This is a genomic window from Chitinimonas sp. BJB300, assembly GCF_002735695.1.
In the GTDB taxonomy this organism is placed as follows: domain Bacteria; phylum Pseudomonadota; class Gammaproteobacteria; order Burkholderiales; family Chitinimonadaceae; genus Chitinimonas.
On sequence record NZ_PDZH01000047.1, the window covers coordinates 11,901 to 33,668 of the forward strand.

The 21,768-nt window shown below is 54.1% G+C and carries 26 protein-coding genes; 11 read left to right on the plus strand and 15 right to left on the minus strand.

Going from position 1 to position 21,768, the window contains the following annotated elements; translation table 11 throughout:
* Positions 1-97: 97 nt before the first annotated feature.
* From CSQ89_RS22045 to CSQ89_RS09890, 3 genes are all read left to right on the plus strand, one after another.
* Positions 98-478, plus strand: coding sequence for a hypothetical protein (locus CSQ89_RS22045; protein ID WP_139022921.1), 381 nt, complete (start codon positions 98-100; stop codon positions 476-478).
* Positions 479-805: 327 nt separating this feature from the next.
* The gene (locus CSQ89_RS09885; RefSeq protein ID WP_099405994.1) at positions 806-2,041 is read left to right on the plus strand and encodes a TolC family protein; all 1,236 of its coding nucleotides are present in this window, start codon (positions 806-808) and stop codon (positions 2,039-2,041) included.
* Positions 2,042-2,061: 20 nt separating this feature from the next.
* Positions 2,062-3,351 carry a multicopper oxidase family protein gene (locus CSQ89_RS09890; protein WP_099405995.1) on the plus strand — a complete coding sequence of 430 codons (1,290 nt, stop codon included), beginning with the start codon at positions 2,062-2,064 and terminating at the stop codon, positions 3,349-3,351.
* A gap of 75 nt (positions 3,352-3,426) precedes the next feature.
* Here CSQ89_RS09890 and CSQ89_RS09895 read toward each other — a convergent pair whose 3' ends face one another.
* The 15 genes from CSQ89_RS09895 to CSQ89_RS09965 form a co-directional block, all read right to left on the minus strand.
* Positions 3,427-4,290 carry an isochorismatase family protein gene (locus CSQ89_RS09895; protein ID WP_139022922.1) on the minus strand — a complete coding sequence of 288 codons (864 nt, stop codon included), beginning with the start codon at positions 4,288-4,290 and terminating at the stop codon, positions 3,427-3,429.
* A 116-nt stretch (positions 4,291-4,406) separates the two neighbouring features.
* On the minus strand, positions 4,407-4,601 hold the full coding sequence (iscX, locus tag CSQ89_RS09900; protein WP_099405997.1) for a Fe-S cluster assembly protein IscX: 195 nt from the start codon (positions 4,599-4,601) through the stop codon (positions 4,407-4,409).
* 32 nt (positions 4,602-4,633) lie between these two features.
* Entirely contained in the window at positions 4,634-4,990 is a 357-nt protein-coding gene (fdx, locus tag CSQ89_RS09905) for an ISC system 2Fe-2S type ferredoxin (protein WP_099405998.1), read from the minus strand.
* A 21-nt stretch (positions 4,991-5,011) separates the two neighbouring features.
* The gene (locus CSQ89_RS09910; RefSeq protein ID WP_099405999.1) at positions 5,012-5,380 is read right to left on the minus strand and encodes a VOC family protein; all 369 of its coding nucleotides are present in this window, start codon (positions 5,378-5,380) and stop codon (positions 5,012-5,014) included.
* Between the two features lie 8 nt (positions 5,381-5,388).
* Positions 5,389-7,251 (minus strand): Fe-S protein assembly chaperone HscA, encoded by a 1,863-nt coding sequence (gene hscA, locus CSQ89_RS09915; RefSeq protein ID WP_099406000.1) that lies wholly within the window; start codon positions 7,249-7,251, stop codon positions 5,389-5,391.
* A 134-nt stretch (positions 7,252-7,385) separates the two neighbouring features.
* On the minus strand, positions 7,386-7,619 hold the full coding sequence (locus CSQ89_RS09920) for a DUF2789 domain-containing protein (protein WP_099406001.1): 234 nt from the start codon (positions 7,617-7,619) through the stop codon (positions 7,386-7,388).
* A gap of 90 nt (positions 7,620-7,709) precedes the next feature.
* Positions 7,710-8,243, minus strand: a complete 534-nt coding sequence (gene hscB, locus CSQ89_RS09925; protein ID WP_099406002.1) for a Fe-S protein assembly co-chaperone HscB — start codon at positions 8,241-8,243, stop codon at positions 7,710-7,712.
* Between the two features lie 87 nt (positions 8,244-8,330).
* Positions 8,331-8,654 carry an iron-sulfur cluster assembly protein IscA gene (gene iscA, locus CSQ89_RS09930; RefSeq protein WP_072429945.1) on the minus strand — a complete coding sequence of 108 codons (324 nt, stop codon included), beginning with the start codon at positions 8,652-8,654 and terminating at the stop codon, positions 8,331-8,333.
* Between the two features lie 2 nt (positions 8,655-8,656).
* Positions 8,657-9,040, minus strand: a complete 384-nt coding sequence (iscU, locus tag CSQ89_RS09935) for a Fe-S cluster assembly scaffold IscU (RefSeq protein ID WP_099406003.1) — start codon at positions 9,038-9,040, stop codon at positions 8,657-8,659.
* A 219-nt stretch (positions 9,041-9,259) separates the two neighbouring features.
* Entirely contained in the window at positions 9,260-10,468 is a 1,209-nt protein-coding gene (locus tag CSQ89_RS09940) for an IscS subfamily cysteine desulfurase (protein WP_099406004.1), read from the minus strand.
* Positions 10,469-10,539: 71 nt separating this feature from the next.
* Positions 10,540-11,034, minus strand: coding sequence for a Fe-S cluster assembly transcriptional regulator IscR (iscR, locus tag CSQ89_RS09945; protein ID WP_099406005.1), 495 nt, complete (start codon positions 11,032-11,034; stop codon positions 10,540-10,542).
* Between the two features lie 74 nt (positions 11,035-11,108).
* Complete coding sequence (gene cysE / locus CSQ89_RS09950; RefSeq protein ID WP_099406006.1) at positions 11,109-11,861, minus strand: serine O-acetyltransferase; 753 nt, start codon at positions 11,859-11,861, stop codon at positions 11,109-11,111.
* A 179-nt stretch (positions 11,862-12,040) separates the two neighbouring features.
* On the minus strand, positions 12,041-13,189 hold the full coding sequence (locus CSQ89_RS09955) for a M14 family metallopeptidase (protein WP_099406007.1): 1,149 nt from the start codon (positions 13,187-13,189) through the stop codon (positions 12,041-12,043).
* Between the two features lie 159 nt (positions 13,190-13,348).
* Positions 13,349-13,789, minus strand: a complete 441-nt coding sequence (locus tag CSQ89_RS09960; RefSeq protein ID WP_374701329.1) for a YchJ family protein — start codon at positions 13,787-13,789, stop codon at positions 13,349-13,351.
* Positions 13,737-14,930 carry a cupin domain-containing protein gene (locus CSQ89_RS09965; protein WP_233203052.1) on the minus strand — a complete coding sequence of 398 codons (1,194 nt, stop codon included), beginning with the start codon at positions 14,928-14,930 and terminating at the stop codon, positions 13,737-13,739. Before CSQ89_RS09965 ends, CSQ89_RS09960 begins: the two co-directional genes overlap by 53 nt.
* Before the next feature lie 10 nt (positions 14,931-14,940).
* Here CSQ89_RS09965 and CSQ89_RS09970 point away from each other — a divergent pair, with 10 nt between their 5' ends.
* From CSQ89_RS09970 to CSQ89_RS10005, 8 genes are all read left to right on the plus strand, one after another.
* Complete coding sequence (locus tag CSQ89_RS09970; protein WP_099406009.1) at positions 14,941-15,411, plus strand: peroxiredoxin; 471 nt, start codon at positions 14,941-14,943, stop codon at positions 15,409-15,411.
* A 27-nt stretch (positions 15,412-15,438) separates the two neighbouring features.
* Positions 15,439-15,924 (plus strand): FKBP-type peptidyl-prolyl cis-trans isomerase, encoded by a 486-nt coding sequence (locus CSQ89_RS09975; RefSeq protein WP_099406010.1) that lies wholly within the window; start codon positions 15,439-15,441, stop codon positions 15,922-15,924.
* Between the two features lie 567 nt (positions 15,925-16,491).
* Positions 16,492-17,943 carry a cytochrome-c oxidase, cbb3-type subunit I gene (gene ccoN / locus CSQ89_RS09980; protein WP_099406011.1) on the plus strand — a complete coding sequence of 484 codons (1,452 nt, stop codon included), beginning with the start codon at positions 16,492-16,494 and terminating at the stop codon, positions 17,941-17,943.
* A gap of 13 nt (positions 17,944-17,956) precedes the next feature.
* Positions 17,957-18,571, plus strand: a complete 615-nt coding sequence (ccoO, locus tag CSQ89_RS09985) for a cytochrome-c oxidase, cbb3-type subunit II (protein WP_099406012.1) — start codon at positions 17,957-17,959, stop codon at positions 18,569-18,571.
* 14 nt (positions 18,572-18,585) lie between these two features.
* Positions 18,586-18,753, plus strand: a complete 168-nt coding sequence (locus CSQ89_RS09990; protein ID WP_099406013.1) for a cbb3-type cytochrome oxidase subunit 3 — start codon at positions 18,586-18,588, stop codon at positions 18,751-18,753.
* Positions 18,754-19,680, plus strand: a complete 927-nt coding sequence (gene ccoP, locus CSQ89_RS09995; protein WP_099406014.1) for a cytochrome-c oxidase, cbb3-type subunit III — start codon at positions 18,754-18,756, stop codon at positions 19,678-19,680. It begins immediately after the preceding gene.
* Positions 19,681-19,941: 261 nt separating this feature from the next.
* Positions 19,942-21,393: a cytochrome c oxidase accessory protein CcoG gene (ccoG, locus tag CSQ89_RS10000; protein WP_099406015.1), complete on the plus strand. Its 1,452-nt coding sequence runs from the start codon at positions 19,942-19,944 to the stop codon at positions 21,391-21,393.
* A gap of 66 nt (positions 21,394-21,459) precedes the next feature.
* A partial coding sequence (locus CSQ89_RS10005; RefSeq protein WP_199065395.1) for a FixH family protein occupies positions 21,460-21,768 on the plus strand: 309 nt, incomplete at its 3' end.

Genomic DNA, 21,768 nt, shown 5'->3' on the forward strand with positions numbered 1-21,768 from the left:
CACATTCATTCGTTTTTGTGGAAGCCGTTTTCTTGATGGTGGAACCGAATCCCAACAACGCTGGTCAGAATTTTTACTCATCGGTTAGACTGCAAGCATGCCTCCCTTTATCGTCTCTCTGTTACGGTTGTTGCCAGCACTCTGCTTAGCATTGCTGTCAATCCTGCCTGCGCAGGCAGCGACATTGTCCAGCAGCAGCCAGGTTAAAGCCAAAGAAGCGAAAAGCTGTCATGTGGAAGAGACGGCGAGTAGCCCAATAGATAATACTAAGTCCAAGTCCAGTTCAAAAGCGGACTGCTGTAGTGGCAACAGTACCGACTGTGCGACCAAGTGCATCAACCAGAACATCAAGCCTACGCCATTGGGTTTGGCATTTGGTGTGATCCCGAGTCGTCCGGGTTGCCATGATCTACTACTCGTCGAGCGTTTTGACAGTACCACCGTCCCCATCCCAGAACGTCCCCCACGATTGATCTGATCACTGTTCATCGTCTTGCATGCTAAGGCAGAACAAAGCGAAGACGACCGAGGAAGCCGATTTTACTTAAGGGTAAATGCGCATCCGCAAGTGTTTTCCGTGCAGTGTCGCTGATACTAATCAGATCTTGAACAGATTCTTAGAACCTGTCTAAAGTTTACTGCGCGTCGGCAATATAGCGTTGAAAACACCCTCGGAATGCTCATTTATCACTTGTAAACTCCGCTTCCTCAGCTGTTTCCGCCTTATCTTGCCCTAGCTCGCGAGACTTTAGACAGATTCTTAGAAAAAGCGTAGCCGTAAGCATCCTATGCTTGCGGTTCAGTTATGGCCGTCGATAACGGCCGCTTTGGAGATCTGATCGTGTTGCTTTCCCGTTTCCTTCTTCGTGGGCTATTCCCCCTCAGCCTGTCGGTTGCATTTGCCGCTCCCACCCAATTTACGCCACTGCCACGCTTCGATGCGGCAGCGCAAACCGCTGTACAAGCCCGTTTGACCCAGGCGTTTGACGCCCCGATGGCTGCGCGGCTGGCTTTGCTGCAACACCCAGAAGCCCGCAAAGCCTTACTCGATATTGGTAGCACGCCCAACGCCGTGCTTGCGGCTGGTTGGCTACAAGAAGGCGAGTTGGATTTATGGCAAGCGCTGATTGGCTCCCCAGCTAAACTAGATAATCTCACCAGTCAGACGGTACAAACCCTCCAGCAGCGCAGCCAAGCTGCTCAAGCCGCATGGTATCGAGCCGCTGCCGCGGTAGCACTTCAGCCCCTCCTGGTCGACCAGCAGACTTCGGCAGAAGCATTGGCAGAACTGGCGCGCAGCAGACGCCAAGCTGGCAATCTATCGCGATTCGATGAAGCCACAACCCTGGCAGAAGCAGGTCAGGCTCGGCTGGCGGCATTACAGGAAAACCAAGAAGCCAGCCAAGCCTTGCTTGCCCTCAGGCGCGAAATGGGGTTGGCTCCCGATACGCTATTGCAACTTGCGCCATTGCCCACGCCCCCCCTAGGCATACCTCGCTTTTCCGGACTGCTGGACCTTGCCAGGCAACAAAACTTGTTAGCCCGACACGCGCTGGACGCCATTCGCCAGGATCGCAGCGCCAGCGAGCAAAATATGCTGCGTCAAACCACCCTTTCCCTACCTTTGTTCAGCGGCAAGAATGCGCTGGGCCACAAAGAGAATCAGATCGGTACCCGCCTAACCGCCGAATCAACCATGCACGAACTGGCTAGCCAAATCACTTTGCAGGAAAGTGCGTTGGTGCTGGCGCAGCAGCAATGGCAGCACCTTGCGCAAGAAGTCTTCCCCCAAAGGCAAGCCGCGAATGCTGAAGCATTCAAGCACTATAACGGCATGCTCCGCGGCGTAGACGAGCTATTGAAATCCCGCACAGCAGAACTTGAAACCCACCGCCAGCTGATTGCTGCCCAGCGTGACTACTGGTTGGCTTGGCTGGCGCTCGAATCCCTCGTAGGGGGCAAACTACCCACCCCACGATACGACCAGCCGCCCACGATACCTGCGCCCTCCCCCATTGAAACAGCCCCCCTGCATCATTGAGACCGGGACAAGGACACATCATGCAAAGACGCACATTTCTCAGCAATCTGGCAGGTTCGGTTGCTGCAATCTCCGCCCTGCCAGCAGCCTATGCCGCCAAAAAAACCGAATCATCCACCAGCAATACCGGGCAAGCATCGAGCGCAGTAGCAGCGAAAGGCCATACGCCTGTCATCACCCTCAATGGTAAGTCGCTGGATTGGACGGTAAAAGACGGGGTAAAGGAATTTCGCCTGGTCGCAGAACCCATCGAGCAAGAGGTTGCACCAGGCATGAAAGCAAAATTCTGGGGTTATAACGGTGGCTCGCCCGGCCCTACGATTGAGGCAGTCGAAGGCGACAAGGTGCGTATCTTCGTGTCCAACAAATTACCTGAGCATACGACCATCCATTGGCATGGCCTGCTGCTGCCCAATGGGATGGATGGCGTGGGCGGGCTGAACCAACCACAAATCCCACCGGGGAAAACCTGCGTCTACGAATTCACCCTCAGCAAATCCGGTACCTTCATGTATCACCCCCATGCCGACGAGCAAGTACAAATGGCGCTGGGCATGATGGGACTGTTTATCGTCCACCCCAAAAACCCGCATGAGCGGCGGGTGGATAGGGACTACGCGTTTTTGCTGGCAGCTTATGACATTGAGCCCGACACCATGACAGCCAAGACTGCCACGATGACGGACTTCAATCTGTGGACCTTCAATTCACGTACCTTTCCCGTCATTCAAACCCTGGTTGCCCGCCAAGGCGAACGGGTGCGGATTCGGGTGGGCAACCTCACCATGACCAACCATCCCATCCACTTGCATGGCCACACCTTCACCGTGACCGGTACCGATGGCGGCTGGGTACCCACCAACGCGCAGTGGCCCGAGGTGACAACCGATGTCGCCGTCGGCCAGATGCGGGTGATCGAATTCATCGCCGATGCGCCGGGTGACTGGGCCTTTCATTGCCACAAGTCACACCACACCATGGGCCCGATGGGCCATGCCGTACCCAATATGCTGGGGGTTGACCAGCAAAAACTCAGCGGCCATATCGAACAGTTACTGCCCGGCAAGCATTACATGGCCATGGGCAGCAACGGCATGGCCGAAATGCAGAATATGGCCGGCATGGGCGAAATGATGCCGCTGCCCGCCAATACCTTGCCCATGATGAGTGGTGCCGGCCCCTATGGGCCGATGGAGATGGGAGGTATGTTTACCATACTGAAAGTCCGGCCAGACCAAGCAACCGGCGATTACCAAGACCCTGGCTGGTACGCGCAACCCAAGGGCAGCCAAGCTTGGATCATTGACTAAGAACCTGTCTAAAGTCTGCTGTGCATTAGCAGGGCCAGCATAGGCTGGCCTTCCACAACAACTCAACCTCAGGGATCAGTGCATCATCAAACGCACACCGTAACCGCCACCCACTACTTCCAACGAGAACAAGCGATCAATATTAGGGTGCTTACCAGGGTGTTTACGCGCATCCTCGGCATGCTCGCTATACAACCACTGCCCCAACCGCGCGGCCTTGGGGGTAATCGCCCCAAAATCTCGGTAAAGGGCGTTGTAGACCGCCAACGAGCCAGTCTGTCCAGGGCGGTTTTCTATGATGGATTCGAGCTTGCCCTCGCGCCAAAGCTGCATGCCGGCAAGGTGATCGATACGCGGCAGGCAGGCCAACACCTCGGGGAACTTCAGTCCAGGAATCACTTGCAACAGCTGCTTGCTGGCATCCCGAAACTGCGGGGCGCGGCTATCACGCATCCACTCAAACAGCGCCATTTCACGGGTTATCACGTGTATGCCTGCCGCCGCGGCGCGCGCCAGGGCCACCACCTTGTCTTCCTGGCTGCGCGAACCGACTGCATCCGCCACCATAAAGACTTCTTTTCCTGCTGCCTTGAGGTCCAACGCCGTTTGCAGTACGCAGACATGGGCCTCTATGCCACAAATGACAACCTGATTACGTAACTCGGCAGGTGTGCCTTTCAAGCAATTTGCCGCCACGCAGGAAAAGGTCGTTTTCTCAACCACGCAGGGCTCGACCAACGCATCCGTGAGAATAGGCAGGGTTCGGCCCAAACCCTGCGGGTATTGCTCCGACACCACCACGGGTACACCGTTCAAACGCGCTGCATCAACCAACCACTTCATGGCCGCCACTAGGCGCGGTGCTTCGATAATGGAAGCAATCAGTTTTTCCTGCACATCCACGACCAGTAACGTGCAATTGTCAGCGTGCATCAACATACGCATCTTTCCCTACTGTTTTGAATGTGTGCAATCCTACCGTGCGCAACAGCAGTGCCAAAGCAAAAAAGGCGCTAATGCACCCTTTTTGAACTCCGACAGCAAAGCTGTAGGACTTATTCAGCCTCATCCATCCAATTAAGTTGGATCGCTTCCAGAATCTTCTCGCCACAGTGGGCAGGGTCATCATCAAATCCATCCAACGCCAATACCCAGTCTCGCAAGTCGGTAAAACGAAGGGTATTAGGGTCGGTATCAGGAAATTTGTCGCAGAGTGCAATGGCAATCTCGCGTGAATCTGTCCATTTCATGGTTTTCTCCTCATTGATACGACGACAGTGCTTTAAACGTCCCAATCCTTGTCGTAATGCTCACGAGCATGGTTGATGGTGTATTTGGGAATTTCCACCGTCAGGTCGTCTTTGGCCACCACCGCCTGGCATGATAGACGCGATACGCTCGTCAACCCCCAGGCCTTATCGAGCAGGTCGTCCTCCTCCTCCTCACTTGCGGTCAGGCTATTGAAGCCTTTTCTGACAATCACGTGGCAAGTGGTACAGGCACACGATTTCTCGCAGGCATGTTCAATCGCGATATCGTTGTTCAACAAGACATCGCAGATGGTTTCGCCGGACTCCACCTGCAAGGTGGCGCCGTTGGGGCATAGGTCGGCATGGGGTAGTACGGTAATGACGGGCATAGGTGCCTCTCGCTATTCGGTTCAGGTATCTTGCAAACGCCAGGGCGGATTGAGCCGGTATTCGCCTGCGTGAAAAAGGATAATGTGATTGCAATCGGGGTCACGCAGGTGGGCATCACGCCATAACCACGGCTGATCAACTAACTCACTGTCGAACTGCAAACCCAAGGCTTGCACCTGCGTATCTAACTGCGCGCATTCGAAATACACGGTGGTCGTCTCTGGCTGTACCAGGGGTGTCAGATGTACAGAAAAGGTTGCTTCACCATCGGGGCACGCAAAACGTGCATAGTGTGGTGCACTGACAATCTGCCGCAGTCCCAAGCAGGTATAGAACAGCACCGCACGGGGAATATCGCTGACACTGACAGTAACTTGGTTCAAACGCATCGCGAGTGCTAACCCAGCTCGCTTAGCTTCTGGCCAGTCAACCCGCGCTTGACAGCATTGTCCATACGCAACTCGGCGAACTTGCCTGTAGCGTGGTTCAACGCCTCCGTACGTGTACGAATCATCACCGCGTCCTCACCCATAACCGTCTCATTCAACAATGCGATGGCTGCCTGTACATCTTTGTGCTCAGCCTCACTCAGCAAGGATGCATCTACTGCCAGCGCTGCCACAGTCGCCGCGATCAGGCTACTTGCCTCGACCCTTGCTTCTGCCAGACTACGGGCTTGCATATCCGCACCCGCGTTGGCGAGTGAATCCTGCAACATCCTGGCGATTTCATTGTCAGCCAGACCATACGACGGCTTCACCGTAATACTGGCCTCCACCCCGATCGATTGTTCACGCGCCGACACCGCCAGCAAGCCATCAGCATCCACCTGGAAAGTCACACGAATACGGGCAGCACCGGCGGCCATCGGCGGAATGCCGCGCAACTCGAAACGGGCAAGGCTGCGGCAATCGGCAACCAGTTCGCGTTCACCCTGCATCACATGGATCGCCATGGCAGTCTGGCCGTCTTTGTAGGTAGTGAAATCCTGCGCCCGCGCGGTCGGGATGGTACTGTTACGTGGGATAACCTTTTCTGCCAAGCCGCCCATGGTTTCCAGCCCTAATGAAAGCGGAATCACATCCAGCAGCAGCCACTCATCATCACTCTTGTTTCCCGCCAACGCATTGGCCTGCATGGCCGCCCCCAAAGCAACCACCTTGTCGGGGTCAAGATTGGTCAAGGGTTCGCGGCCAAAGAACTCCGCCACCGCCCGGCGCACATGGGGCATGCGGGTGGCGCCACCCACCATCACTACGCCCTTGATGTCATCCACACCGAGCTTGGCGTCGCGCATTGCCTTACGCAATGGGTTAATGGTCTTTTGCACCAAGTTCTTGCTGATGGTCTCGAAGGTTTCGACATTCAGCTCCAAATCCACCACCGTACCGCTTTGCAATTTGGCTGTGATGCGGGTGCTGTCGTGTTCAGACAATGCTTCCTTGGCTTCGCGAGCTCGAGTCAACAAGAGGCGCGTGTCATGGTCACCCAGTAAACTCAGGCCGGCTTTTTCAACTATCCAGCAAAAGATACGCTGGTCGAAGTCATCGCCACCCAACGCAGAATCGCCCGACGTGGCCAGCACTTCGAACACACCACGTGTCAGCTTGAGAATGGAGACATCGAAGGTACCGCCACCCAAGTCATAAACCACATAGGTGCCTTCGGCAGCATTCTCTAGACCATATGCCACGGCGGCAGCCGTTGGTTCATTCAAAAGACGCAACACGTTCAGGCCTGCCAACATGGCGGCATCTTTGGTCGCTTGGCGCTGCGCATCGTCAAAATATGCCGGTACGGTAATCACGGCACCAATCAGCTCACCGCCAAGACTGGCCTCAGCCCGCTGCTTAAGCGCACGGAGGATATCGGCCGACACCTCCACCGGGCTCTTCTCCCCCACCACCGTCTTGAGCTTGAGCATGCCAGGCGCGTCGACAAAACGGTAAGGCGTAGTGGCTGAATCGGGTAGATCTTTCACCCCACGGCCCATGAAACGCTTGACCGACACGATGGTGTTACGCGGATCTTCAGTCTGCTTCGCTTGAGCGCGGTGGCCGATGGTGATCTGGCCATCAGCTGCATAGTGCACAATCGAAGGCAGCAAATTGCGACCTCGCTCATCCGGCAGCACCGTAGCCGAACCATTGCGCACCGTAGCAACGAGGGAGTTGGTGGTGCCCAGGTCTATTCCCACAGCAAGGCGGTGCTGATGGGGAGCGGGCGCCTCGCCAGGCTCAGCGATTTGAAATAAAGCCATATCAGTTTCGTCTTCTTAGCCCTGGTTTGGACAAATCCCGTATCCAGGGGCGGCCATAGGCCCATTGTTCAAAGTACTTGGGCTGGACCCGCTATTAATACGAACTGCCAGACAACGTTGACCGGCAGCTCCAATCACTTTTCACTCAACAGTAGAGCCAATGCATCGACTACCTCAGCCCAGTCACCATCCTCCGCCAATTCTTCAGCCAGGAAGTCTGCTTGAGAAGGGTTCCAAAATTTGGCTTCTGCCAAAGCGACCCCGGCAGGCAAGGTATGTGATGCAACAAAGGCTTTCATTGCAGGCAAATCGTTCGGTAAGCCTAATTGGGCAAACAGCCCGCCAAAATCATGTTTGCTGGTATCCATTGCTGCATCCTTTCAATTGCGGTTCGGTTGGCATAGCTTCTGTACTTATCGATACACTGCAAAGCGCAAAGCGGGTACGAATGAAAGTACTCAGTCCAATAAAACCTCAATCGCATCGCCTATTGCCTGATCCAGCTTTTCCAAGAATCTAAGCTTACGTACGATCAAAGCGGCACCAATATAATCATGCTGCTCATCAAGACATCTACCCAACGAAGCCTCCAGTCCCAGTCTTTCCCCGCGCAGGTCCTGGGCAAGCTGGTCGAGCACAGCCATGTCCTGATTAGCCCGTGCCTCCACTACCGACTCCCGCCATTCCATTTGCTGCATCAGAAAAGCGACCGGCATGGCGGTATTCGTTTCCTCTTGCGTATCTACTCCGGCCAACTTCAATAGATAACGCCCCCGTGACAAAGGCGACTTCAATATCTGGAAGGCTTCGTTGACGCGTGTGGCGGCCTGCAACGCTTGGCGCTTATCCGCATCCGGCAAGCTGGCAGCGCGGTCTGGATGGTATTGCGATTGCAAACCTCGATAGGCTGCTTCAAGTGCAGCGTCATCCAGAACAAAGGTGTGCGGCAAACCCAAAAGGGAGAAATGATCCTGCGAGAAGTCAAAAGCCATCGTATTCCAACCTGTTTACCTAGCGCTGTAAAAAGCAGCGCCGCATAAGGCGGCGCTAGGTTTCATGTCGCCCGGGTTATGGCAAGCTCAGGTATTGAAGCTTTCACCGCAGCCGCACTCATCCTTCACATTCGGGTTATTGAATTTGAACCCTTCGTTCAACCCTTCCTTGACGAAATCCAACTCAGTGCCATCCAGATACGGCAAACTTTTAGCATCGGTGAAAATCTTTACGCCGAAGCTTTCAAACGCCAAGTCGTCGGCTGACTCCTGGTCGACAAATTCGAGCTTGTATGCCATGCCCGAACACCCCGAGGTACGTACCGCCAAGCGCACGCCCACGCCTTTGCCACGTTTGGCAATGTAGTTAGCGACGTGCTTGGCTGCTTTTTCCGACAGAGTAAGTGCCATGATCAAGCCTCGTGCTTGGCCTTGTAATCGGCTACCGCTGCCTTGATGGCATCTTCAGCCAGGATAGAGCAATGAATCTTCACCGGCGGCAACGCAAGTTCCTCGGCAATTTGGGTATTCTTGATCGACATGGCTTGATCCAAGGTCTTGCCTTTGACCCATTCGGTAATCAGTGAGCTGGAAGCAATCGCAGAACCACAGCCGTAGGTCTTGAACTTTGCGTCCTCAATCACGCCGTCCGAACCCACCTTGATCTGTAGCTTCATTACGTCACCACAGGCTGGCGCACCTACCATGCCAGTGCCTACCGATTCGTCACCCTTTTCAAAAGAACCGACGTTGCGTGGATTTTCGTAGTGGTCGATGACCTTTTCGCTATATGCCATTTTTCTAACTCCTTAGCGGGACCCCAGTTGTCCCGCTTTTTTGATTCAGTGATCCGTATGGGAGCGGATCGAGAGCAGTTTGCTCAGAACCTGTCTGTAGCGAGTGATCATTAGCGGGGTAAAGCGCAGGCCAGAAACCGAGATGTACCTAAGCACATAAGGATTTCGACCAGCACCTGAACCCCAATAAAGGATGCTTCAAGACTTCAACTCAGGTTCTTAGTGCGCTGCCCATTGCACCGTATTCAAATCGATGCCTTCCTTGAACATGTCCCACAATGGGGACAACTCACGCAATTTGCCGATCTTCTCGTGGATCAGTCTGATGGCGTAATCGATATCTTCTACCGTGGTGAAACGGCCAATGGTGAAACGAATCGAGGAATGCGCCAGCTCATCGTTACGGCCCAGGGCGCGCAGCACATAGCTAGGTTCCAGCGAAGCCGAGGTACAAGCGGAACCACTCGACACCGCCAAATCCTTCAAAGCCATGATGAGCGACTCGCCCTCGACATAGTTGAAACTGATGTTGAGGTTATGCGGCACACGCGCCGACATATCACCGTTCAAATACACCTCTTCCATGTTCGCAACGCCGTTCCACAGGCGATCACGCAACATGCGAATACGTTCCAACTCTGTCGCCATCTCTTCACGGGCAATCTTGAAAGCTTCGCCCATGCCGACAATCTGATGTGGGGCCAATGTGCCCGAGCGCATACCACGCTCATGACCGCCACCATGCATCTGCGCTTCAAGTCGCACACGCGGCTTACGACGTACATACAGCGCCCCAATGCCCTTGGGGCCATAGGTCTTGTGCGCCGAAAAGCTCATCAGGTCCACCTTGAGCGTGGATAGGTCGATCGCAATCTTGCCGGTTGCTTGGGCGGCGTCGACATGGAACAGAATACCGCGTTCACGCAGCATTTCGCCCAGCTCCACCATCGGCTGGATAACACCGATTTCATTGTTCACCGCCATGATGGAGACAAGGATGGTGTCGTCGCGCAGGCTGGCTTTCAACGCCTTGATATCGACCAGACCATTTTCCAGCGGGCTCAGATAGGTGACTTCAAAGCCTTCGCGTTCCAATTCCCGCATGGTGTCGAGCACAGCTTTGTGCTCGGTCTTCATGGTGATCAGGTGCTTGCCTTTGTCCTGGTAGAAATGTGCCGCCCCCTTGATGGCAAGGTTGTTCGACTCAGTTGCGCCCGACGTCCAGACAATTTCCTTTGCATCACAGTTGACCAGCTTGGCCACTTCCTCGCGGGCACTCTCCACGGCTTCCTCCGCTACCCAACCAAATGGGTGCGAGCGACTGGCCGGATTGCCGAACTGCTCGGTCAACCATGGAATCATTGCTTGAGCAACACGCGGATCCACCGGTGTGGTGGCAGAATAGTCGAGGTAAATCGGCAGTTTCATTTACTACGCTCCATGCGATACATCAACGCCCAGTTGGAAAAAGGACCTTTATGGCCTCTGTGTCAGCAGATCTATATAGTGATCTGTTGTTCTTGCGTGCTCTTGCGTTTGTCGTGTAGCACGCTGCATTCGGGCGAGGCTTGTGCAGAAGGACACTGTCCTCGCTGCTTCTCGATCAAATCGGCCAGACTCACCGAAGCAAGGTATGCGTAAATGGTGCGGTTAAGATCAGTCCACAAGTCGTGCGTCATGCAGCGCTTGTTGTCTTCCAGGCAATTTTCCTTACCACCGCATTGGGTGGCATCCAATGGCTCATCCACCGCGGTAATGATGTCCGCTACCGAAATATCGGCTACAGGGCGCGCCAAGCAATAACCACCGCCAGGGCCCCGTACACTATCCACTAGGCTATTGCGGCGCAATTTGCCAAACAGCTGTTCCAGATAGGAGAGTGAAATCTGTTGCCGCTCGGAAATACCAGCCAGGGTGACCGGCCCCTTTTGTTCCCGCAGGGCCAAATCCAGCATGGCAGTAACGGCAAAGCGGCCTTTAGTGGTTAAACGCATATGCGTTCCTGCTTAAGTATTAATGTAGAGAATAAAATACCCGACTTTTTTAGTCAAGCTTTTACCCTACTGATTTAGTCAACAATACGGTTCAGATAATTGGGGTCGAATTTATCGGCAGTGGCGCGCTCTTCGGCACAATCGACACCTAAATTCTCCAAACGTTGCAGTATCTTTTCGATGCGGGCGTCGATATTGGCGCTGTGATCAACCAATCCGTGTATCGCCTGCACCACGGGGTCATTCATCTGGCCTGAAATGGCATAGGCAGAAAATCCCATTTTTTCCGCCGTGGCTTCGCGCACTTGGGCAATATCACTCGTCACAATACGGGCAGGTATACCCACCGCAGTTGCATTAGCTGGCACATCTTTTACCACCACCGCATTCGACCCAATCTTGGCGCCGGCATGCAGCGTGATCGGGCCCAATACTTTGGCGCCGGCACCGATAATCACGCCCGCTTCCAACGTAGGGTGACGCTTGCCCTTGTTCCAGCTCGTACCCCCTAATGTGACACCGTGGTACAACGTGCAATTGTCACCAATCACGGCCGTCTCTCCAATTACGACGCCCATGCCATGGTCGATAAATACATATCGCCCCACCGTCGCACCCGGATGGATTTCGATACCGGTCAAAAACCGGCTGATGTGCGAAGTAAAACGGGCCAGCCATTTGAAGTTGTTGCACCAAAGCATATGGGCCAACTGGTGAAACGTCAGCGCATGTAAACCGGGGTAGCAGGTCAACACTTCCCACGTCGAGCGCGCAGCCGGATCGCGGTCAAAAACGATGGCAATATTTTCACGTAGGCGTGCAAACATCGATAGCTCTGGGAAGCGTCGGAAAAGGCCGAGGATTTTACTCGACTATTTTGGTGAAATGCGCGCTTCCGCAAAAACATTCCCTCAATTCAAACATCTGTTAACAAAGCACCCCAATCCATTGGGGCGTTTTGTTAACGGGCATAGCGGCTTATGCATTCACCACAAACAGGCTGCACTCAACGAAGTTGCCCCACCATTGATAGGATGGCGGGCATCACACTGGCACCCAGCTTCTTGGAGCGCTCACCGCTCCAGCCATATTCCTCATCAGGCAGATCAGCATTGTCCTTAAACGGCATTTCGATGGTGTAGGCCAAGCAATCAAACTGTTGCCCCACCCAATTAGTTGCCAAGGTTAGATTAGCCTGCCCCGAGGCCTCCTTTTCATAGCCATGCTTATCTTGGAAGTCGGGCGAGACGGCCATCCAAGCGGCCTTGAATGCACTCTCCAACCTATGCAACCGATCCGTATAGCCTGGGTTGCCCTCACAGCCGGCCACGAAGTTGTAGGGGATAACTTCATCGCCATGTACATCCAGGAAGAAATCAATACCCGTTGCCAGCATCTTCTCGCGGACCAGGAACACTTCTGGGCTGTGAATTACAGAGGGGTTCTGCCACTCGCGGTTTAGATTTGCACCCGCGGCATTGGTGCGTAGATTGCCGCGCACCGCGCCATCCGGATTCATATTCGGGACGACATAGAAAACACATTGATTCAGCAATACCCTGCCCACAGGGTCGTCACTATCAAGCAGACGCTCCAAGAAGCCCTCGATAAACCATTCGGCCATGGTTTCACCTGGGTGTTGGCGTGCTGTTAGCCAAACTTTCTTCTTCTGCGCGAAGGGAATCGGAGAGGTTTCATCAGTGATGTGCAACAACGTCATATCGCGGCCGTCCAACGTGTGGCCGAGATGTTCTAGTTCAACCTTATCCGACTCGCTGGCAAAACCGATCAAATCAAGATGCCGCTCGTAGCTATAGGGCTCGAAGTAGGCAAAGTAGATACTATTGGCAACCGGCGTTACATTCGCCGTCATGACTTCGCCATCGAACTCAGTTGGTATACGGAACCAGTGCTGACGGTCATAACTGGCGACTACCCGATACCCCTTCCAATCGGGATACGCCGATTTGCCTGCATTCAAAAAACGTAACCGCGCAGGTAACCCGACGGCCCCTTGCAAACGAAAGTGAAACCACTGGGCAAACTCACTGGCGTTGTCCGCTTTGATACGCAATTGGATATCACGATGATCCTCCAGGCTCACCACCTCAATGGAGCCGGAATCAAACTGGGTACTGATAATAAGCTTACTCATAGGGTTTCCTTTGCAGCCATGGGGTGTCTGACTAATTAAGTAGCCGACCGGAGTTGAGGTGTAACGTGGGCTCACCAAAGGCGCAACGATACTTCGCGAAACCGCGTTTCAGTCAGTTTGATAAGCCTCTTTACCGAAGAATTGAGCGCAGCTAAACCATTACTCCTTCACTTCACCATCCACGTAATACCAGCGGTTACTATGCCGGACGAAGTTACTCTTTTCCGTCATCTTGGCTGCACGCCCACCAATCTTATACTTGGCGACAAATTCAACGGTCCCCTCCAACCCATCCACGCTCAGCTCGGTCCCCACAATGGTAAGCCCCGACCATTTCACGTCGTCACTCAGGTCCAGCTCCTTCGGGCGAGTATCCGGGTACCAACTGTATAAAAGGTAATCCGCCTTCTTCAACACATAGGCGGCATAGCGGGAACGCATCAATGCCTCAGGCGTGGGTGCATGGATTTTTTCCATGTGGTACATGAAACAACAGTCCTTATAGGACTTGCCACTGCCACAAGGGCAGTTGGTGGGGAAGGCATATTTAGCCAAGGTGCAGGTATCCGTATTGGTAACAGGGGTAAAGCGCAGCAACAAGTACAGCAGGGTAGACGGCTGGCGGCAACCGACGTTCATTGGCAAGCTGCCGCAGGTAGACTGATGCAGCCAAATCGGCACCCAGGGTTTCGCCATTCATATAAAACTGTGCGTCATCAAAGATCATGACCGACTTCATATCCAACTGAACGCCCTGCTTGGCCAATTTTCGAGCAAAGGCTGACTCACTGTCCTCCTCTTCGGGCGAATCGTAGAACACGTGTGCCTTGGGCTCGGAAAAATAATGACCGACAAATTCACGTACATCCGTGTCGCTCCAACGAATGCCCTCAAGCATCGTCCTGATACGTGCGACAAAATCTTCGGGCACACGGGCGGGGTCTACCGGCATTTGCAAATCCGGGTCGGCATATAACCCATCAAGCTGGAGTCGATCACGCAAGAAATCAAGGAAAGCGCCTCCCATTTCCTGCGCGCCCGGCGCACGAAATCCAATGGACCACGTCTGCCCCGCTTCCAGCGCAACGCCTTCGTGGGCATATTTTGGTGGCAGATAAAGCATGTCGCCATGCTCCAGTACCCACTCCTGCTCGGCCTCAAAGTGTTTCAATACTTTCAGCGGCGCATCTTCAACCAAACGCAAATCAGTCTGGGCGGAAATACGCCAACGTTTTTTACCGCCAACTTGGAGCAAAAAGACGTCATAACTGTCAAAGTGAGGACCAACACCGCCCCCGGCTGGCGCATAGCTGACCATCAGATCATCAAGACGCACATGCGGAATAAAATCGAATCGATAGAGAAGCTCGGCTGCAAACCGAACATGGTGGTTGACGTTTTGGACCAGCACGGTCCAATCCGCAGGCAACAACCGCTTGAAGCGACTAGGCCGGAAAGGGCCGGACTCGCAAGTCCACTTGCCGTGTTTGTTTTCAATCAAGCGGGATTCGACATCGTCTTGCCCGGCCAGTGAAATGAGATCGGCGAGTTCAGGGTGCCAGTCAAACTGGCTTACAGCCTGGCGGATCAAGAGCGGCTTCTTTTGCCAGTAATCAGACAGAAATTGCTCGGCTGTCAGATTCCCGAGTAGCGATTTGGGCATCTGGGCTATATAGGGGAAAAGTGAGTTGGCCCCGATTATCGCATCCAAGGCCCGACACTGCAGCAGGGGGATATTCACAGAGGTAGTTATGCTCACACCCGGACAGGCAGCACCCGACTTCGAACTCCCCGATGCCGCAATGGACATGGTCAAGCTGTCCGACTATCGGGGTAAGCAACAAGTAGTACTCTATTTCTATCATCGCGACGATGCGCCGGGCTGCACCGTAGAAGCGTTGGAATTCACTGATTTGGCTGATCATTTCAATAAGTCAGGCGCTGTCGTGCTGGGGGTGAGTCTGGACGACCCATTCTGCCATGAGGTATTTCGTGACAGGCACGGACTCTTGGTACGGCTACTGTCCGATAGTGAAACGGAGGTCTCACGTCGCTACCACACACTACGGCAGTTAGAGCGCAATGGCGTGGTAAAATTCGGCACCATCCGCTCAACATTCATTGTTGATCGCTCAGGCACGCTGCGCCACGCGCTGTATAACGTTGCTCCGCGCGGGCATGCGGCGGATGTCCTCAAACTTATTCAGCAACTCGATGCCTGATTGGCATCACCCCAAGGAAATCCGCCCATGGAAATCGCGAAGAACTCAGTTGTCGCCCTGCAATATGAAATGTTTGATGCCGAAGGCAGCTCGCTGGACAAAACCCAGCCGGACGAGCCAATGGTGTACCTGCATGGCGGCTACGACGGCATCTTCCCGGCTGTGGAAGAAGCCCTGCACGGCAAGAAGGTTGGCGAAAAGATCGATGTGACCATGGAACCCGATGATGCCTTCGGCGAATACGACGCCGACTTGGTGCGCATGGAATCCCAAGACGTTTTCCCGCCAGAACTGGAAGTCGGCATGATGTTCGAGGCAGATGATCCTGACAGTGGCGATGTCATGCTGTTCACCGTGACCGAAATTGCCGATGGCAAGGTCGTGGTGGATGGTAACCATCCGCTGGCCGGCAAGCGTATCCGCTTCGTTGCCACTATTGCAGAAGTGCGCGCCGCTTCGAAGGAAGAACTCGACCACGGCCATGTACACGGCCCGCATGGCCATCATCATTAACTTTAAGTAGTCGTAATTAGTTGTACAGGCAAAAACGGCGAAGCTTAGCTCGCCGTTTTTTGTTTTTGTTTTCTCCGCAATGGCAGACTATAGCTAGCAAAGACGTTGCCGAACTCTTCCTTTTAATACAATCGTTTGCGCTGGCGGATCGACAGACCCACCAGATACGCGCAAAAGAAATACTGTCGGAAAAGTGAGAACCATTCTTGATGAGGTTTCTCCAGCAGGCTGTATTGCCCTCTTTACGAACCATTGGGAGTAAATGCTCGATTGCCCGCCACCTTCGCTTGACGGTAAAATTTGCGGTTTCGTAGCAAAGATTTATGTACTGATATGCAGTACTTTTCCTAGCACGTGCCGCACCGATCCATGTGCCAACGGCTTGGTTGATGCATATCAAGGTCAACATCCGGTGTGCGCGATAAGCTTGAGCGAGCACCTGAAAGCCCAAACTGCCACGACTACCCACATATTCGGCGCGTCCACGGTCGCGCCCCTGTTTGCCTCAGGCTACTTACGGTATCGCAATGCGGCCTGTTTGTTTTATTCGTGTTTTCGGAGACTTCCATGCAAGCCAAATCGGCGCTTGAACCCCACGATGGGGTGGATACCTTCAATTACCAAGTGGTGCGGCAATTCAGCATCATGACGGTAGTCTGGGGGATTGTGGGCATGCTGGCCGGCGTAGTCATCGCCGCCCAGATGGCTTGGCCAGAACTTAACTACGGCCCCTATTTTCATTTTGGTCGTTTACGTCCATTACATACCAATGCGGTGATCTTTGCGTTTGGTGGTTGTGCCCTGTTTGCCACCAGCTACTACGTGGTGCAGCGTACCTGCGGCGTACGATTGATTTCAGACAAGCTGGCGGCCTTTACGTTCTGGGGCTGGCAATTAGTTATTGTTCTGGCAGCGATTACCTTACCGTTGGGCATCACCCAAGGCAAGGAATATGCCGAACTGGAATGGCCAATCGATATCCTGATTACCATCGTCTGGGTGGCCTATGCTGTCGTCTTCTTCGGCACCATTGCCAAGCGGACCCAAAAACATATCTATGTGGCGAACTGGTTTTATGGTGCGTTTATCCTGGCAGTAGCGCTATTACATATCGTTAATAGCTTGGCGGTTCCCGTCAGCATGTGGAAGTCCTATTCGGTTTATGCTGGTGCAGTAGATGCCATGGTGCAATGGTGGTACGGCCACAACGCAGTGGGCTTTTTCCTGACCGCAGCCTTTTTGGGCATGATGTACTACTTCGTCCCCAAGCAAGCCGGTCGTCCGGTCTACTCTTATCGCCTTTCGGTTGTGCACTTTTGGGCACTGGTGTTCACTTATATGTGGGCTGGCCCGCACCACCTGCACTACACTGCCCTGCCCGACTGGACCCAAAGCGTCGGCATGGCTTTCTCGCTGATTCTGCTGGCCCCGAGCTGGGGTGGCATGATCAACGGCATCATGACCCTATCGGGTGCGTGGCATAAGCTGCGTACCGACCCGATCCTGAAATTCCTGATCACCGCGCTATCGTTCTATGGCATGTCGACCTTCGAAGGTCCGATGATGTCAATCAAGACCGTCAATGCGCTCAGCCATTACACTGACTGGACCATCGGCCATGTGCATTCAGGTGCATTGGGCTGGGTCGCCATGATCTCCATCGGTTCCATCTACTACCTCATTCCACGCCTGTGGGGCCGTGAAAAGATGTACTCCATTCCCTTGATCGAGGCCCATTTCTGGATGGCGACATTGGGCGTAGTGCTTTACATCGCCGCAATGTGGATTTCCGGCGTAACCCAAGGCCTGATGTGGCGTGCCACCAATGCGGACGGCACCCTGACCTATGCCTTTATCGATAGCGTTAAAGCCAGCTACCCCTATTACTACATCCGCGTATTAGGTGGCATTCTCTTCTTAGGTGGTATGTTTATGATGGCGTACAACGTGGCCCGAACCGTCATGCAAGGTAAGTCGGTGGATGCACCGATTCCTACACTGCAGCAAGCTCACGCTTAGGCCGAGAAACGTCATGAATAAAATCCAGAAATTAATCGAAGAGAATGTCGGCTACCTGATCGTATTTACGTTGCTGATCATCAGCGTAGCAATGCTGGTGGAGATACTACCCTTGATGTACTCCAAGTCTACGACTCAACCGATCCCTGGCGTAAAGCCTTATGACGCGCTGCAACTCGCTGGTCGTGATGTTTATCTGCGCGAGGGCTGCTACAACTGCCACTCGCAGATGATTCGCCCATTCCGCGCCGAAACCGAGCGCTATGGCCATTACTCCGTAGCAGGCGAGTCGGTCTACGACCATCCTTTCCAGTGGGGTTCCAAGCGCACCGGCCCCGACCTTGCCCGTGTCGGCGGCCGTTATTCCGATGAATGGCATCTGATCCATCTGACCAATCCGCGGGATGTGGTGCCCGAATCGAACATGCCTGCCTTCCCCTGGTTGGCGTCCGGCAAGCTTGACCCAGCCAAAGTGCAGGCCAGCATGACCGCCCTGCGCAAGGTCGGCGTGCCTTATACCGATGCTGAGATTGCCGAAGCACCCAAGCTGGTGGACGGCAAGACAGAAATGGAAGCAGTAGTCGCCTATCTACAAGGTTTAGGACTCGCTTTGAAGGGCATTCGCTAAACGGGAGCATTGCCATGGATATTAATCTTCTTCGGCAAATAATTACGGTAGCCGGCTTGGTCTGCTTTGCCGCCATTGCCTTATGGGCCTATGGCAAGCCAGCCAGCCAACGCTTCGATGAAGCGGCCATGCAGCCGATCAACGACGACGACCTGCCACACAGGCAAGGCCGGGAGCAATAAATGAGTGACTTTGTGAGCCAATTTTGGAGTTATTGGGTAGGCGGCATCGTGGTGCTGTCTCTGGTATGGCTGATCTATCTGCTCACATCGCAGAGCGTGGTCAAACTACCCAAAGGCGAGCAAGCCGGTGTAACAGGCCACAAATGGGATGGTGATCTGGAGGAATACAACAATCCGCTGCCATTTTGGTGGATGGGGATGTTTTATCTCACGCTTGGGTTTGCGATTGTCTACTTTGTGCTTTACCCGGGGCTAGGGGACAACCCCGGTCTGCTGAACTGGACCAAAATCAGCCAATACGAGCAAGAGTCGGCCAAAAAGGATGCCACCATCAAGCCGTTGTACGACAAGTACCTGAAAGTCGATATCGCCACTCTGTCCAAGGACGATGAAGCGCACAAGTCGGGTCAAAGCTTGTTCCTGACCTATTGTATGCAATGCCACGGATCAGACGCCCGTGGTGCGAAGGGCTTCCCGAACCTGACCGACAACGACTGGCTCTATGGTGGAACGGCCGAGAAGATCGTCGAGACCTTGAACAATGGCCGATCCGGCCAGATGCCCGCCTTCGGGGCAGCATTTGGTGAAGAGAAAGTGAAGGACGTCGCCAACTACGTGCTCAAGCTCGCCAGTCGCAACTACGATGCGGTACGTGCGGGACGTGGAGAAACGACCTTTGCACAAGTCTGCGTGGCTTGCCACCAAGCCGATGGCAAGGGTAGCCAATTGTTAGGTGCCCCTAACTTAACCGACAAAGTGTGGCTATATGGTGGTAGCGAACACGCTATCATCGAAACCATCACCAACGGCCGCAAGAATCGCATGCCAGCCTGGAAAGAAGCCTTGGGTGATGGCAAGGTTCACTTACTAGCTGCTTATGTTTATGGCTTGTCACATCGTGAACAAGCCCCCCTCGCCACCAAGTAAATCGAATTGCCGCCATGCCATCCCAGCATGGCGGCCCCTCACTGCAACAGCAAGTTGCAGGCTGGATGCAAAGTCATCCAGTAAATATTTGGCACTCAGACGGCTTCCCAAAGCTCAGCAGCTTTTGAAAACCGTTTCAGGCGTTGACTCCTAATGCTTCGTTAACCGCACCTGCATAGATTGCGGCACCGCACGCCTTTATGTCTTACACAGGGTCGAAGTCCGGCACATGCAATCCGGGAAACAAAGGCCAACAAACCTATGCCTCAGTCCTTCAAAAACATCCCCATCAAGGTGCTGCCCGCGCAGCCGGCCGAAGACGCCATTGAGTACGAAGACCGCGTCCTCTACGCCAAGGCCAAGAAGGTTTACCCACGCTGGGTTACCGGCCGCTTCACCCAATGGCGCTGGTTCTGGTTGGTCGCCACCCAACTGTTCTTCTACGGCATGCCCTGGTTGAACTGGGGGGATAGGCAGATGCTGCTGTTCGATCTGGTCAACCGTAAATTCTATATCTTCAACTTCATCTTCCTGCCGCAAGACTTCATCTACCTGACAGCCCTGTTGCTGATGTGCGCCTTTGGGCTCTTCGTCTGGACCTCGATCGGCGGGCGACTCTGGTGCGGCTATTCCTGTCCGCAAACGGTTTACACCGAAATCTTCCTATGGGTGGAAAAGTGGGTGGAGGGCGACCGCATGGCACGCATGAAGCTCGACAACGGCCCCATGAACTTCCGCCGTCTACGGCTCAAATACACCAAGCATGCCATTTGGCTCGTCATCGCCGCCTGGACCGGTTTCACCTTCGTCGGTTATTTCTCGCCTATCCGCGAACTGACTACCGATGTGCTCAACTGGGCAACCGGTCCGTGGGAGAGTTTCTGGATTCTGTTCTACGGCTTTGCCACCTATGGCAATGCCGGCTGGATGCGCGAGCAGGTATGCAAATACATGTGTCCATACGCCCGTTTCCAAAGTGCCATGTTCGACTCGGATACGCTCATCATCAGTTATGACGCTGGGCGCGGCGACCCACGCGGCAGCCGCAAAAAGGGGGATGATTACAAGGCTGAGGGCAAGGGAGACTGTATCGACTGCAAACTGTGCGTGCAGGTCTGCCCAGTAGGCATCGATATCCGTGACGGCCTGCAATATGAGTGCATTGCCTGCGGTGCATGCATCGACGCCTGCGACAGCATAATGGACAAAATGGAATACCCGCGTGGCCTCGTGCGCTACACCACCGAAAACGCCCTGGCACACAAGTACCCGGAATCGGAAATCGCCAACCATGTGCTGCGACCCAGGGTGATTCTTTACAGCGTCGTGCTACTGGTCGTAGCCGCCGCAGTGGTCTTCTCGCTGATGTTCAAATCGCCCGTGAAGGTCAATATCATGCGTGACCGTAACGCGCTGGTGCGCGAAACTGACGAAGGCTTGCTGGAAAACAGCTACCGCGTGCAGATTCAAAACACTGACGAGCAAGGTCATCGCTTTATTATCCGTGCCGATGGCCTACCTGACTTGAAGGTACTCACCGACCAAGGTGAAATCGTCGAAGTCCCAGCCAACGGCTCTGTATTGGTGGGCATTCGCGTACAGGTCGAGCCTCAGTTTGTCTCACGCGGCTCGAAGAAAATCTACTTCGAAGTACAAGCTGCAGATGACCTCACACTCAAGGTACGCGAGAAATCCAGCTTTATCGGGCAATAAGCCTCACGAGTGGTGTACTGCAATGCAGTACACCACTTTCCTCTTCCCACCTGAGTCACACACTTTATGTCCGCATCCGGCCACTGGTATCGCCAGCCTGTCGTTCTACTCTTTTTGGGTTTACTGCTTGTCACCGTCGTTGCCTGCATGGGGCTCATCTTTATGGCCATCAAAACCGACGATGGCTTGGTGACCGACGACTATTACAAGCGTGGTAACGAAATCGGCATGGAAATGTCCCGTGACACACAGGCTGCCAAGCTGGGGTTGTCTGCCCAGATTTTCCTGGCGCAGGATGGCCGCAGCATCCGTGCACTGCTGATCCCCATGCCCGACCCAGCTCAACCGATTACCCTGCGGCTGTCCCACCCCACC

Excerpts from the sequence above, each read along its gene's own strand:
- iscX (WP_099405997.1), bottom strand. The coding sequence starts at position 4,601 with ATGAAATGGACAGATTCACGCGAGATTGCCATTGCACTCTGCGACAAA.
- CSQ89_RS09895 (WP_139022922.1), bottom strand. The coding sequence starts at position 4,290 with ATGTTGATGCACGCTGACAATTGCACGTTACTGGTCGTGGATGTGCAG.
- CSQ89_RS09940 (WP_099406004.1), bottom strand. The coding sequence starts at position 10,468 with ATGAAACTGCCGATTTACCTCGACTATTCTGCCACCACACCGGTGGAT.
- cysE (WP_099406006.1), bottom strand. The coding sequence starts at position 11,861 with ATGTTTGCACGCCTACGTGAAAATATTGCCATCGTTTTTGACCGCGAT.
- CSQ89_RS09970 (WP_099406009.1), top strand. The coding sequence starts at position 14,941 with ATGCTCACACCCGGACAGGCAGCACCCGACTTCGAACTCCCCGATGCC.
- ccoP (WP_099406014.1), top strand. The coding sequence starts at position 18,754 with ATGAGTGACTTTGTGAGCCAATTTTGGAGTTATTGGGTAGGCGGCATC.
- CSQ89_RS09885 (WP_099405994.1), top strand. The coding sequence starts at position 806 with ATGGCCGTCGATAACGGCCGCTTTGGAGATCTGATCGTGTTGCTTTCC.
- hscB (WP_099406002.1), bottom strand. The coding sequence starts at position 8,243 with ATGGCTTTTGACTTCTCGCAGGATCATTTCTCCCTTTTGGGTTTGCCG.
- hscA (WP_099406000.1), bottom strand. The coding sequence starts at position 7,251 with ATGGCTTTATTTCAAATCGCTGAGCCTGGCGAGGCGCCCGCTCCCCAT.
- CSQ89_RS09975 (WP_099406010.1), top strand. The coding sequence starts at position 15,439 with ATGGAAATCGCGAAGAACTCAGTTGTCGCCCTGCAATATGAAATGTTT.
- iscU (WP_099406003.1), bottom strand. The coding sequence starts at position 9,040 with ATGGCATATAGCGAAAAGGTCATCGACCACTACGAAAATCCACGCAAC.
- CSQ89_RS09990 (WP_099406013.1), top strand. The coding sequence starts at position 18,586 with ATGGATATTAATCTTCTTCGGCAAATAATTACGGTAGCCGGCTTGGTC.
- fdx (WP_099405998.1), bottom strand. The coding sequence starts at position 4,990 with ATGCCCGTCATTACCGTACTACCCCATGCCGACCTATGCCCCAACGGC.
- iscR (WP_099406005.1), bottom strand. The coding sequence starts at position 11,034 with ATGCGTTTAACCACTAAAGGCCGCTTTGCCGTTACTGCCATGCTGGAT.
- CSQ89_RS09920 (WP_099406001.1), bottom strand. The coding sequence starts at position 7,619 with ATGGATACCAGCAAACATGATTTTGGCGGGCTGTTTGCCCAATTAGGC.
- ccoO (WP_099406012.1), top strand. The coding sequence starts at position 17,957 with ATGAATAAAATCCAGAAATTAATCGAAGAGAATGTCGGCTACCTGATC.
- ccoG (WP_099406015.1), top strand. The coding sequence starts at position 19,942 with ATGCCTCAGTCCTTCAAAAACATCCCCATCAAGGTGCTGCCCGCGCAG.
- CSQ89_RS09955 (WP_099406007.1), bottom strand. The coding sequence starts at position 13,189 with ATGAGTAAGCTTATTATCAGTACCCAGTTTGATTCCGGCTCCATTGAG.
- CSQ89_RS22045 (WP_139022921.1), top strand. The coding sequence starts at position 98 with ATGCCTCCCTTTATCGTCTCTCTGTTACGGTTGTTGCCAGCACTCTGC.
- ccoN (WP_099406011.1), top strand. The coding sequence starts at position 16,492 with ATGCAAGCCAAATCGGCGCTTGAACCCCACGATGGGGTGGATACCTTC.
- CSQ89_RS09890 (WP_099405995.1), top strand. The coding sequence starts at position 2,062 with ATGCAAAGACGCACATTTCTCAGCAATCTGGCAGGTTCGGTTGCTGCA.
- CSQ89_RS09910 (WP_099405999.1), bottom strand. The coding sequence starts at position 5,380 with ATGCGTTTGAACCAAGTTACTGTCAGTGTCAGCGATATTCCCCGTGCG.
- iscA (WP_072429945.1), bottom strand. The coding sequence starts at position 8,654 with ATGGCACTTACTCTGTCGGAAAAAGCAGCCAAGCACGTCGCTAACTAC.